The sequence below is a fragment of the Mucilaginibacter gossypiicola genome (assembly GCF_900110105.1).
Classification (GTDB): domain Bacteria; phylum Bacteroidota; class Bacteroidia; order Sphingobacteriales; family Sphingobacteriaceae; genus Mucilaginibacter; species Mucilaginibacter gossypiicola.
Window position 1 is genome coordinate 158311 of the sequence record NZ_FOCL01000012.1, and the last position, 11410, is coordinate 169720.

Genomic DNA, 11410 nt, shown 5'->3' on the forward strand with positions numbered 1-11410 from the left:
CCGTCATTGCGAGGCACGAAGCAATCCCCTACTTTACAGGGCGGACTTGCACAGCCTCTCTGCCTGTTGGGGATTGCTTCGTACCTCGCAATGACGCAGCGAAGAGTTACTCCGCATCCACCTCAATACCAATCTGCTTAAGCAATAGCGAGGCATTAAAAGTTTTGCATTCGCCATGCTTGATCTTATAGTCAAACAACATTTCGCCGTTTACCACCTGGATATCGAAATAAAAGTTGCGAACATAATTAGGATATTTAGTCTCGAGATGGGCTATCTGCAAATCATGGGTGGCTACCATACCTACGGCGTTCTTGCGGATCAGCTGTTCTATAACTGCTTTTGAGCCGAGGTATTTATCAACGGAATTGGTACCGCGCAGCATTTCGTCTATCAGGAAAAACACCTTAGGCTCATTTTCAACTGCGGCCAGCAACATTTGCAAGCGGTCGAGCTCGGCCTTAAAGGTTGATGTACTTTCATTAAGCGAATCTTTGATCCGCATATAGCTGATCATGGTGATCACCGATACCTGCATACTTTTGGCGCAAACAGGTGCTCCGCTTAAAGCCAGTACAGTATTGATACCCACCGTACGCAAAAAAGTGCTTTTGCCGGCCATGTTTGATCCGGTGATGATATCAACTTTGAAAGTATTATCCAGCTCATAATCATTTTCGATGCGTTTGGTGGCATCAATAAGTGGGTGGGCAATGGCTTTGGCCGTAAGGGTATAGCCCTGCCTGTCGTCAATAACGGGAAAACTCCACTCCGGATAGTTCACAGCCAAACCGGCAAGGCTCAGTAGTGATTCAAATTCGGCAATAACATCAAAAGACGCTTCAAGACTATCCTGGTTTTGGCGTTTCCAGTTTTCAATGGCGATGATCTGGCGGATATCCCATAAAAAAAACAGGTTGAGCACAAAGCCAACTAATAAGTTAAGATGGTAATTAAGCTTATTGATCAATTGCCCCAACTCTTTTATTTTGGCCGATGTTTTATCGGTTTTTAGTTGTTGCGCCAGCGTGTTGCTGTAACCGGACTGCCATTGCTGATCTTCAATGCACTTAAATACACCGGCATAATTGGCTAAAGTATCACCTATTTTTCCGGCAATGAGATCGGCTTTACGGATATAGGCCGCTTTTGAAAACACTACTCCCATATTGAACAAACCAACGGTTATTGCCGCCAATTTTGCCGGGGAATAGAAATAAGCCACGATAAGTAAAGCTGTAAAAAGGTAAGGAGCTATTTTGGTATAAGCGGCGAGCCACTTTTCGCCGGGCATATCAAGCGGGATATGCAGGTATTTGAACAGGTTTTTAAGCTGGTTCACATCCTGCTTTATGGCAAAAACAAGGCGAGTTTGCAGGTCGAGTTTCCAGCTATTTTTAGTGACAATTTCTTTAACAGCTTCCTGCCGCTGCAATACAGTTTGCTTGTTTGCCGGTGCATTGAGCCAACCGGCCAGTTTGTTATTACCTGGTGTGGTAGCAGTACGGTTAATAAGCTGATATAACGACGCATTGCCGTAGACATCCAGATCGGACGTATAAAAATGCTTGTCGTTGGCATAACGTGTGCCATCATTGTAAATATTACGATGAGCCTGGATGCTGCCTATTTCATTTTCATTTACCTGTTTCAGGTCATCATAATACTGCTTTTCCTTTTCAAAAGCGCTTTGCCGGGCCACCAACCAGGCAAAGGCAAAAACCAGCAACACAAAAGCAACAGCAATGATGCTGAAATTGTCGAAGTGAATGGCGAAGGCTATAGTTACGGCCACCATAGCAAAAATGCCAAGCCGCATAAGCGAATAAGTATTGGCAAGACTTTTATATTTGGCTGCTTCGGCAGCTGCGAGGTTGGCCCTTTGGGTATAATCGGTGATAATTGTTTGTTCCATTTGCAGATAAATTCAACCAAAATAAACACATATATTTTAAATAAACGTTTATTTGTTGCAGATATGAAGATCACGTTCCTTACCGTTGGAAAAACTGAGGATGCCTACCTGAAAGAAGGCATAGACAAATATGTAAAACGGTTAAAGCACTACACCAAACTGGAGCTTGCCGAAATCCCGGAGCTCAAGAATACCAAAGCCCTGAGCCCCGAGCAGCAAAAAGCCAAAGAAGCTGAGCTGATCCTGAAAAAGATCACCCCGCTTGATTTTGTGATCCTGATGGATGAAAAGGGAGCTGAATTTACTTCAACCCAGTTTGCCGCTTACATTAACAAAAAGGAGGTTACCACATCGGCCAACCTGATATTCATCATAGGCGGACCATACGGCTTTGATAATTCCGTTTATCAGCGTGCAAACGATAAAATTTCCCTTTCGCGCATGACATTTTCACACCAGATGGTACGCCTGTTTTTTGTGGAGCAGTTGTACAGGGCATATACCATTATGAAGGGTGAGCCTTATCATCATGAGTAATTCGAACCATGATTCTTAGGATTTGAGGATTGCCCTGATAAAGCATGCTCGTAACCAAATTCATGAAATCCTAAAATCAAGTTAATCAAGGTTCAGAAAATGAACAACACATGAATCTGCACATCTAAAATCTGCACATCTAAAATCTTTCCCTACCTTTGCTAAATGTCAGCAGGTCACGATCATTCACACTCGCATTCGCACGGGCATGGGCACCATCACCATGATCACGCCCCTAAGCTCGATCATTTAAATTCGGCTTTTATATGGGGTATCGTGCTTAACTCGGTATTTGTGGTGGTTGAGGCCATTACTGGTTTTATAACACACTCGCTATCCCTGTTAACCGATGCCGGTCATAACCTGAGCGACGTGGCCTCACTTGCACTGGCCCTGCTTGCTTTCAAGCTGACTAAGGTAAGTGCCAACAGTAAATACACCTATGGCTATAAACGGTCTACCATCATCGTATCGTTCTTTAACGCAGTAATATTATTTGTTGCGGTTGGCTTTATTATTTATGAAGCCGTTATGCGTTTCATGACCCCCGAAACAGTATCCGGCGGAACTATGGCCTGGGTGGCTTTTATAGGCATAGGCATTAATGCCTTTACCGCATGGCTGTTTGTAAAGGATAAAGATACCGACCTGAATATTAAAGGCGCTTACCTGCACATGGCTGTGGATGCCATTGTATCGTTTGGCGTAGTGGTATCCGGCCTCATCATATACTTCACCAAACTATATTGGATTGACAGCGTAGTGAGCCTTATAATAGGTTTTGTGATATTGCGTGGCACCTGGAGCCTGCTTATTGCCAGTTTACGTTTGGAAATGGACGGCGTACCTGCCGAAATGGACCTCGATAAAATCAAAGCCGAACTCAAAAAAGCCAAAGGTGTGGTTGATGTACACCACATGCACGTTTGGGCGCTCAGCACTACCGAAAATGCGCTTACTGCTCATTTGGTGATCAGCCCCGAATCAATGGCCGATTTTGATAATATCAAACATGATCTGCGTCACCGGCTGGAGCATCTGGATATCAGCCATAGCACCTTTGAACCCGAATTTTCGGAAGAGGAGTGTAAGCAGCCTGAGTGTTTGTAATTGCTTTAATGTTACATGTTTCAATTCGCAGCGCCCATAGCATCATTATTAAGCCAGGCAGGGTGGTATCAAGGCAGGGAAATTGATATAACAGATTTCAAACAGGAACTAACGGTTAATGGGTTTACCATCCCAATAGCAGTAGAAAAATTTTTAACCGAATTTGGTCGCCTTAATATTATCTTTCTCCGAGCCCATGGAACCGATACAGTACATTTCGATGCTAAAGAAGCTGTACGTGGTGTAGATCCGTTGTGGGCTCAGAAAGATTATAAAACACGGTTGGCAAACAAAAACCTTTGCATTATAGGGGAAGCATATTCAAATCATTTGACTTTAATGATGGATGAAGATGGTGCGGTGTATGGCGGATATGATGATTTCTTGTGTTTTATAGCAAATAGCGGGCGAGAAGCAATCGAGGCAATATGTCTGCGTCTTAATTCTAAGGAAATACCTTATTTATGATATTTAGCAACAAATGGTTCGCTGCGAAACTATTTCTTAAAACCACTGATTTTCTTATTTTTATGGTAAAACTATTACCTGAAGATGAGCAAAGCCAAAACCTTAAAAGCACTTTCTGTAATTACCTTTCTTGAAATAATCGCAATGGTGGCATGGCCGGTTATATTAGGATGGGGCCAGTTGATCGGCCCGGCAGGGAAGCTGCTCTTTACCATATTTATCTTACCGTTCTTTTACTATATCGGCTTCCTCATATTCCTGTCGCGCTATGCAAAAAGGGAGAAGGACGATCAAAATATTGGCCTCATTATATTTTCTAATATAATACCTATTATCGGGCTGCTTTATGTTTTAGACATATTTTGATAAACGGACAGTATTCAGTTTGAAATATTGATGACAACCAAAGGAATTTAGTATGAACATACAGGAACAAATCGAAGCATATATCGCCAGCCAGCCCGAACCAAAACGGAATGACATGCAAACCTTGCATTTACACATACTTCAGTTACTGCCGGGATGTAAATTATGGTTCCTGGATGGTAGGGACAGCGAAAATAAAGTTGTTAGTAATCCCAATATCGGATATGGATCATACACCATAAAATACGCCGATGGTACAACCAAAGAGTTTTATCAAATTGGCATCAGCGCAAATACAACCGGAATTTCAGTTTATATCCTCGGGATAAAGGATAAAACATATTTGGCTCAAACTTTTGGAAAAGACCTCGGCAAGGCAAGCGTAACCGGATATTGCATTAAATTCAAAACGCTGAAAGATATCAACCTTAGTACACTTGATGCGGCAATACAGTACGGAGTTAAGGTTACAGCTGAAAATTAAATCTTAAACCGGGGCACTACGCAAATACCAATGTTTATTTAATAATTCTTGCTACCTTAAAGCGATTATTTAACCTATTATGAAATCAACCAGGAGAAAATTTATAACCACAACAGCGGCATTAGCTGCAGGAACAGTTACTGCATCGGCAATATCATTGAAAGAGCAAAAAGAAGAATGGCCAATAGTTCACCATGTATTTTTCTGGCTTAAAAACCCGGGATCAACAGAAGATCGTGATAAACTGGTAGCCGGTGTTAAAACCCTTGCCAAAATTGAAACAGTACGCAAGCTTCGTGTAGGTGTTGTAGCCAGTACCGAAAAACGCGATGTGGTTGATAACTCATGGGCTGTATCTGAGCTCATGTTCTTCAGCGACCTGGCCGGACAGGCAACCTATCAAACTCACCCCATCCACCTGGAGTTTATTAAAAACTGCAGCCACCTTTGGGAAAAGGTTATTGTTTATGACGCGCAGGATGCTTAAGTCTCAACTATCCCACGTTATAACTCTCTTCTTCTAAAAGAATGGTTTCTTTGTATACTTTTATTATGGATTACCTTGGAGGCACCTACGTTTCGCAAGTACGGGCACATAATGAAAATGAGGCAATGATTCTTTGGGCGAAGAAACTGGAAACCGATGAAATTAAAGGTTTAACACTTGATGACAAAACGATAATTATTAAAAATGGCTTTGATGATGATGAAGCCGTTTTGCTTACCGGGTTGGAGAACGTATGGTGTTTTGATATACGTACAAAAGGAGGTTTCGCTTTGATCAACTTCATTAAAACACAACAATAAGACTACCCACCTGGATTTAAAGTTTATCATGAAAACAAAATGCTTAAATTATTTCATAAACATTTTGTTGATAACAGTGGTATGTAACTTTATTTTAAGCTGTTCTAATCCTAAACGTACTGCTTTACAACGGTTAAAAAGCATGGATAAATCCCAACTTGATAGCATTAAAGATGCGGTATTAAGGAGTTACAGGGATACCATTAAAGTGGATAGCACAGAAATAGCAGATAATGGCGATACTGTATCGATAAAATTCAGGCATTATTGTAGTTATGATAATAAAATAAGCGTACCACAGGAATATCTGGATGTTTATGGAATCTCCGAATTTCAAACACACAACTTTATATCGGAGATAGAGTTTAAGATCAACTCCAGGATGATTTATAAAGGCGCTATAACTAAAAGTGATTTTAGTAAGTCCGTTTCCATGAGACTGAAAAAATATGGCGTACTCTACTACACTCCAGATCTGAGCATATCGGGAAAGCGGCTATCCATCGATTATAATATAAATATACCTTTATCCGGAGAAGGCTGGGGCTATACTATCAGTATAGATTCAACCGGTAAAAAGATCACCGGTTCGCTTGATTAAGATGCTAAGGTAGCATTAAGCTAATTGGTTGGTGTCAACGTATATATCGAATAAGGAAAGAATTGCTACAAACAAAAAAAGCCGATTATTCGGCTTTTTTTGTGGCTTTTTTAGCTTTTGCTTTTGGAGCAGCAGGTTCAGCTTCCGGCTCAGCAGTTACTGTTTCGGCAACCGGCTCTTCTGCAACCGGGGCAGGGGCTTGGGTTGGATCGGCCTCTTCAAAAATTGGAAGCGGCTTTAATATCTGGAACCAGGCTATTACCTTTTTAATATCAGATGAGTAAACTTTTTCTTCATCATGATCTGGTGCAACTTCATAAAAGAAGGTACGTAATGCTTTTCCGTCGGCTTTAACATCAGGTATGTTTGATGCTGATTTCATGCGCTCAAGAACATCAGTTAACCTGATATCATCTTCAACACCAAAAATGGTAATCTCGCTCAAAGCGGCTAATTTAGCTGTAGAAAGGTTAGCTATTAGCTTTGTTTTTTGCGCGTCTAAACTTTCCAGCACGTAACCGGTTTTGTTTTGAGCCAAAGCCTTCCATAAACCAGGTTTTCCTGATACTGATACAATTCCCTGTAAATTCATATATTTTTTGTTAGTCAACCTGATGAAGCGGATGATTCATCATCATAAAAAGACAAATCATCCACCTATCAACTATTCACTTAATCTTCAATAACTTCGATGGTTAAAATTTTATCTCCCTGGCGAATAGCGTCAACTACCTCAACATTTTCAATCACTTTACCAAAAACGGTATGGTTACGGTCAAGGTGTGCAGTGTTGTCACGGCTATGGCAGATAAAAAACTGTGAACCACCAGTGTTACGACCAGCATGAGCCATTGAAAGCACGCCACGGTCATGGTATTGATTGTTGCCGGTAAGCTCGCAATCAATTTTGTAGCCTGGGCCACCTGCACCGGTACCGGTTGGGTCGCCGCCCTGAATCACAAAATTAGGGATAACACGGTGAAAGGTCACGTTATCATAAAAGTTTGATTTTGCTAATTTTTTAAAGTTAGCAACGGTATTAGGGGCATCCTGATCGTAAAATTCTACGGTCATATCGCCTTTTTCGGTTTTGATTATTGCTTTGCTCATTTTTTGTTTTTTTAGAAAACAGTTGGCAAAGGTAATAAAATTGAGGATTAAAGAAAAGGTAAAAGGCGAAAGGTAAAAGGCGAAAGGTTTGCAATACTTATTAATTACCAGGGCGTAAATGTCATAGTAAGCGTTTTCTCTTTAGGCGAATAGCTGATCTCACCTTTTCTCTTTGAATCAAACATTTTGATCTCCGAAACTGGCTTTTTATAATCCTTCCCCAATTCGGCCAATTGAGCAAAAAACCAGTCGAGCCCTTCCTGATCGCCTAAGGTATTGGCAAACCAGGCCAGCTTTTGCAGTTCTATGAGGTTTACTTTTTCATCAGCTTTGAAAACGTAAGTCCACTTTACTATCATCAGTTCATCAGGCTTGCCAATCAGCTGGGCCCGGCTTCCATTAGCATCTGTAGCAACAAAATTCGGAAGCAGGCTGATATCTGTGTCTTGCTTAAAAACAAGGCTACTATCGGCCTCAGTAAGCTTTTTAATTAACACGTTACGATTAAGGCGCATTCCGGCGTTGCCAATCTGCGCATGCGCAGGCAAACAAGATATTAATATAATTGCAACAAGGATGATATTTTTAATAACAGATAAACTCATTTAAGGCCAGGATTTAACAGCGGTATAAAACTAAAACAACATGCCCAAAGCCCGAAGTCCCTGTGTGTTAAAAATGGTTAAAATACATTAGCTGTTTATTCGTTACATTTGATAACCCGGCAGTAACAAATCATTAAGGATCGTGGATAATTCATCAGACAATAACTTTTCACCTCTTACATTTCGTTTTTTACTTATAAAGCTAAAGTTCCTTTTGCCTTTTGCCTTTATCCTTTTACCCTTTTTTTCACGAGCTGCCTCAATCTTAATCCCTATGGATGATGAGCAAAAGGACCACTTAAAATCATATGGTATTGCCTTTTGGGTGCTCAAAAACGGTGAAGAAGTTGATTGGCTGCTCAATTACCGTGGCGGCAGCTTCATGATGAAGTACGGCCAAAAAGTTGAAGAAGAGTGTAAGATTCGCGGGGTAAGCTACGAAGTTATTGCCGATGCCAAAGCCAACGAAATTATTACCGAGGTAAGCGATCCATCGGTAAACATGGACCTGGTTAAACTGGAGAAAGCACCACGGATGGCAGTGTACTCGCCTAAAAACAAATTACCCTGGGATGATGCCGTTACCCTCGTTTTGAAATACGCCGAAATTCCGTACGACCTGGTTTACGATGAAGAAGTGATCCACGGCGAGCTGCCCAAGTACGATTGGCTGCACCTGCACCATGAGGATTTTACCGGGCAATACAGCAAGTTTTACGGTGCTTTCCGTTATGCGCAATGGTATACCGATGATATCAAGATCCAGGAGGCTATGGCGCATAAACTGGGCTTTAGCAAAGTATCAAAAATGAAACTGGCAGTAGCGCAAAACATCCGCGACTTTTGTGCCGGCGGCGGCTTCCTGTTTGCTATGTGCTCCGGTACCGATACCTTTGATATTGCCCTTTCCGCGGCCAATACCGATATCTGCGAACGCATGTTTGATGGCGACGCTGCCGACCAGGATGCACAAGCTAAACTCGATTTCAGCCAGACTTTCGCCTTCCAGAATTTCACGCTGGATATGAACCCCATTTCACACTCATTCAGCAATATTGATGTTACTACTACCCGCCAGGTAGACCGGACAAGGGATTTCTTTACGCTGTTTGATTTTTCGGCCAAATGGGATGTCGTACCAAGTATGCTTACGCAAGATCATGATAAGGTAATTAAAGGCTTTATGGGCCTAACCACAGCTTATAATAAAAGCATGCTTAAACCCGGCGTTACCATCATGGGCGAGATGAAAACCGCCAATGAGGCACGCTACATTCACGGTGAATATGGCAAAGGCCAATGGACCTTCTACGGCGGCCACGATCCTGAGGATTACCAGCATGCCGTAAATGATCCGCCAACAGATTTGAAGCTCCACCCAAACTCGCCGGGCTACAGGCTGATCTTAAACAACGTGCTTTTCCCGGCTGCTAAAAAGAAAAAACAGAAAACGTGATGTTGTTAGCTTAAAGCAAAAGGCTGAAAGCCATGAAACGCGCGTTGCAAACGAGCACAAGTTCAAAACAAACCATGTCATTGCGAGCGCAGCGTGGCAACCGCACGGAAGCAAAGCCGCCCTGTATAGCATGCGATTGCCACGTCGCGCCGAAGCTCATACCCGTTTTGCTCCTGGCAATGACATGATTTTATTATACATTAAACAAAAAATCCCGGCCAAACTATACTCGCGCTCGTTTGCAACGAGTGCGTAGTCTGGGTTTGCGTTTATAACGCAACAGGCGATACAATCGCCAAACCATATTAAGCACTCGTTACAAACGAGCGCAAGTCCACATGATTTTATTATACGTTAAACAAAAAATCCCGGCCAAATCATGACCGGGATTTTCAAATATTATAAAGCTTTTGCTTTCGGCTTTCAGCCTTAAGCTTTAAGCTAACTTAGCCAATTCTTCAGCCATAGCAGCGCCAATTTCGGCAGGAGATTCAACCACGCGGATACCGCACTCGGCCATGATCTTCATTTTAGCAGCAGCAGTATCATCGGCACCGCCAACAATAGCACCTGCGTGTCCCATACGGCGGCCCGGAGGCGCTGTTTGACCTGCAATGAAACCTACAACCGGTTTAGTACCGTTTGCTTTGATCCAACGGGCAGCATCAGCTTCCATGTTTCCGCCAATTTCGCCAATCATGATGATACCATGAGTATCCGGATCGTTCATTAATAATTCAACAGCTTCTTTGGTTGGTGTACCGATGATCGGGTCGCCACCGATACCGATAGCTGTAGTGATACCCAAACCGGCTTTAACTACCTGGTCAACCGCTTCGTAAGTTAAAGTACCTGATTTTGAAACCACACCAACATTACCTTTTTTAAAGATAAAGCCAGGCATGATACCAATTTTGCTCTCATCAGCAGTGATGATACCAGGGCAGTTAGGACCAATCAGGCGGGCATCCTTATCTGATAAATATTCTTTAACCGCAATCATATCCTTTGTAGGGATACCTTCGGTAATACAAACAATAACCTTAATACCGGCTTCGGCAGCTTCCATAATGGCATCAGCGCCAAAAGCTGGAGGTACAAAAATGATGGATACATCAGCACCGGTTGCAACTACGGCATCTTTAACCGTGTTAAAAACCGGCCTGTCTAAATGGCTTTGGCCACCTTTACCTGGTGTAACACCACCAACTAACTGAGTGCCATAAGCAATCATTTGCTCGGCATGGTATGAACCCTCTTTACCGGTGAAACCTTGTACAATAACTTTTGAATCTTTATTTACGAGTACACTCATTGGTTTTTTCGTTTTAGTACGGCAAAGCTAAAGTTTTTGCCCGAATGTCAAACCCTATTGTAATCTAAATTTATATGTTAACATAAAAGTGACTTTTAAAGAGTTGGGATTAAGAGACAGGCATGTTTTGGAGGCCTGAAATTTATGATAATGGCACAATGGATATTATGTTGTAGAAGAATAAAACTGCCTGCTGAAAACTGCCTGATGCCAACTAAAATTAGGGCATTACCTGCGGCCCGGGCTGTACGCTCATACGCCTACAGGCCTTATCCACATGGCCGGTATCCCAATGTCATTAAGTTAAGGAACACCACAGTTCAGAACCGGATAAAATCCGGTTCTTTATGGTTACGAATCAAAAAACTGTGGTATGTCAGCAAACTTAAAAATCATTTCAGATTTACGGAATTTTATTGCCCTTTCATCTCAAAATAGCGAGTTAAGACAGCTATTCACCAACTCTTGTAATGCTTTTAGCAGAAGGCGTAAGCTTCATTTTGAACTGGTAGTATGCATGCTGCTTAATTTTTTTAAGAGAAGTTATGATATAGAGCTATCAGCATTCTTCGATCATATGGGTTTTCAGGAACTGAAAGCCACCAAGTCTGCTTTTAGTCAACAGCGCTCAAAGAT

General features: G+C 42.1%; 15 protein-coding genes. 10 read left to right on the top strand and 5 right to left on the bottom strand.

Going from position 1 to position 11410, the window contains the following annotated elements; translation table 11 throughout:
- Nucleotides 1-106: 106 nt before the first annotated feature.
- Complete coding sequence (locus BMX50_RS28365) at nucleotides 107-1915, bottom strand: MutS-related protein (protein ID WP_091218711.1); 1809 nt, start codon at nucleotides 1913-1915, stop codon at nucleotides 107-109.
- Nucleotides 1916-1978: 63 nt separating this feature from the next.
- Between BMX50_RS28365 and rlmH the strand changes: the two genes are divergently transcribed.
- The 8 genes from rlmH to BMX50_RS28405 all read left to right on the top strand — a co-directional run bounded on the left by rlmH (nucleotide 1979) and on the right by BMX50_RS28405 (nucleotide 6288).
- Entirely contained in the window at nucleotides 1979-2452 is a 474-nt protein-coding gene (gene rlmH, locus BMX50_RS28370) for a 23S rRNA (pseudouridine(1915)-N(3))-methyltransferase RlmH (RefSeq protein ID WP_091218820.1), read from the top strand.
- 165 nt (nucleotides 2453-2617) lie between these two features.
- On the top strand, nucleotides 2618-3562 hold the full coding sequence (locus BMX50_RS28375) for a cation diffusion facilitator family transporter (protein ID WP_091218714.1): 945 nt from the start codon (nucleotides 2618-2620) through the stop codon (nucleotides 3560-3562).
- A gap of 15 nt (nucleotides 3563-3577) precedes the next feature.
- A complete protein-coding gene (locus BMX50_RS28380; RefSeq protein WP_091218717.1) occupies nucleotides 3578-4030 on the top strand; it encodes an SUKH-3 domain-containing protein in 453 nt (150 codons plus the stop codon).
- 84 nt (nucleotides 4031-4114) lie between these two features.
- A complete protein-coding gene (locus tag BMX50_RS28385; RefSeq protein WP_091218721.1) occupies nucleotides 4115-4396 on the top strand; it encodes a hypothetical protein in 282 nt (93 codons plus the stop codon).
- Between the two features lie 52 nt (nucleotides 4397-4448).
- Complete coding sequence (locus BMX50_RS28390; RefSeq protein WP_091218724.1) at nucleotides 4449-4880, top strand: DUF1801 domain-containing protein; 432 nt, start codon at nucleotides 4449-4451, stop codon at nucleotides 4878-4880.
- A gap of 79 nt (nucleotides 4881-4959) precedes the next feature.
- Complete coding sequence (locus BMX50_RS28395) at nucleotides 4960-5367, top strand: Dabb family protein (protein ID WP_091218728.1); 408 nt, start codon at nucleotides 4960-4962, stop codon at nucleotides 5365-5367.
- A 65-nt stretch (nucleotides 5368-5432) separates the two neighbouring features.
- Nucleotides 5433-5687, top strand: coding sequence for a hypothetical protein (locus BMX50_RS28400; protein ID WP_091218733.1), 255 nt, complete (start codon nucleotides 5433-5435; stop codon nucleotides 5685-5687).
- Between the two features lie 142 nt (nucleotides 5688-5829).
- Nucleotides 5830-6288: a hypothetical protein gene (locus BMX50_RS28405; protein ID WP_143065286.1), complete on the top strand. Its 459-nt coding sequence runs from the start codon at nucleotides 5830-5832 to the stop codon at nucleotides 6286-6288.
- Between the two features lie 85 nt (nucleotides 6289-6373).
- Here the strand turns inward: BMX50_RS28405 and BMX50_RS28410 are convergent, their stop codons facing one another.
- The 3 genes from BMX50_RS28410 to BMX50_RS28420 form a co-directional block, all read right to left on the bottom strand.
- Nucleotides 6374-6880, bottom strand: a complete 507-nt coding sequence (locus BMX50_RS28410; protein WP_091218823.1) for a DUF5606 family protein — start codon at nucleotides 6878-6880, stop codon at nucleotides 6374-6376.
- An 80-nt stretch (nucleotides 6881-6960) separates the two neighbouring features.
- The gene (locus BMX50_RS28415; RefSeq protein ID WP_091218741.1) at nucleotides 6961-7398 is read right to left on the bottom strand and encodes a peptidylprolyl isomerase; all 438 of its coding nucleotides are present in this window, start codon (nucleotides 7396-7398) and stop codon (nucleotides 6961-6963) included.
- Nucleotides 7399-7502: 104 nt separating this feature from the next.
- Nucleotides 7503-8003 (bottom strand): hypothetical protein, encoded by a 501-nt coding sequence (locus tag BMX50_RS28420; RefSeq protein WP_091218746.1) that lies wholly within the window; start codon nucleotides 8001-8003, stop codon nucleotides 7503-7505.
- Nucleotides 8004-8277: 274 nt separating this feature from the next.
- Here BMX50_RS28420 and BMX50_RS28425 point away from each other — a divergent pair, with 274 nt between their 5' ends.
- Nucleotides 8278-9459 carry an asparagine synthetase B gene (locus BMX50_RS28425; protein WP_208864822.1) on the top strand — a complete coding sequence of 394 codons (1182 nt, stop codon included), beginning with the start codon at nucleotides 8278-8280 and terminating at the stop codon, nucleotides 9457-9459.
- Nucleotides 9460-9895: 436 nt separating this feature from the next.
- Here BMX50_RS28425 and sucD read toward each other — a convergent pair whose 3' ends face one another.
- Nucleotides 9896-10774: a succinate--CoA ligase subunit alpha gene (gene sucD / locus BMX50_RS28430; protein WP_091218750.1), complete on the bottom strand. Its 879-nt coding sequence runs from the start codon at nucleotides 10772-10774 to the stop codon at nucleotides 9896-9898.
- Nucleotides 10775-11147: 373 nt separating this feature from the next.
- Here sucD and BMX50_RS34805 point away from each other — a divergent pair.
- Nucleotides 11148-11410 (top strand): hypothetical protein (locus tag BMX50_RS34805; RefSeq protein ID WP_208864766.1); only part of this gene is annotated, 263 nt, incomplete at its 3' end.

What these genes read in the sequence shown, in the direction of transcription:
- BMX50_RS28365 (WP_091218711.1), bottom strand. Translation starts at nt 1,915, where the DNA reads ATGGAACAAACAATTATCACCGATTATACCCAAAGGGCCAACCTCGCA.
- rlmH (WP_091218820.1), top strand. Translation starts at nt 1,979, where the DNA reads ATGAAGATCACGTTCCTTACCGTTGGAAAAACTGAGGATGCCTACCTG.
- BMX50_RS28375 (WP_091218714.1), top strand. Translation starts at nt 2,618, where the DNA reads ATGTCAGCAGGTCACGATCATTCACACTCGCATTCGCACGGGCATGGG.
- BMX50_RS28380 (WP_091218717.1), top strand. Translation starts at nt 3,578, where the DNA reads ATGTTTCAATTCGCAGCGCCCATAGCATCATTATTAAGCCAGGCAGGG.
- BMX50_RS28385 (WP_091218721.1), top strand. Translation starts at nt 4,115, where the DNA reads ATGAGCAAAGCCAAAACCTTAAAAGCACTTTCTGTAATTACCTTTCTT.
- BMX50_RS28390 (WP_091218724.1), top strand. Translation starts at nt 4,449, where the DNA reads ATGAACATACAGGAACAAATCGAAGCATATATCGCCAGCCAGCCCGAA.
- BMX50_RS28395 (WP_091218728.1), top strand. Translation starts at nt 4,960, where the DNA reads ATGAAATCAACCAGGAGAAAATTTATAACCACAACAGCGGCATTAGCT.
- BMX50_RS28400 (WP_091218733.1), top strand. Translation starts at nt 5,433, where the DNA reads ATGGATTACCTTGGAGGCACCTACGTTTCGCAAGTACGGGCACATAAT.
- BMX50_RS28405 (WP_143065286.1), top strand. Translation starts at nt 5,830, where the DNA reads ATGGATAAATCCCAACTTGATAGCATTAAAGATGCGGTATTAAGGAGT.
- BMX50_RS28410 (WP_091218823.1), bottom strand. Translation starts at nt 6,880, where the DNA reads ATGAATTTACAGGGAATTGTATCAGTATCAGGAAAACCTGGTTTATGG.
- BMX50_RS28415 (WP_091218741.1), bottom strand. Translation starts at nt 7,398, where the DNA reads ATGAGCAAAGCAATAATCAAAACCGAAAAAGGCGATATGACCGTAGAA.
- BMX50_RS28420 (WP_091218746.1), bottom strand. Translation starts at nt 8,003, where the DNA reads ATGAGTTTATCTGTTATTAAAAATATCATCCTTGTTGCAATTATATTA.
- BMX50_RS28425 (WP_208864822.1), top strand. Translation starts at nt 8,278, where the DNA reads ATGGATGATGAGCAAAAGGACCACTTAAAATCATATGGTATTGCCTTT.
- sucD (WP_091218750.1), bottom strand. Translation starts at nt 10,774, where the DNA reads ATGAGTGTACTCGTAAATAAAGATTCAAAAGTTATTGTACAAGGTTTC.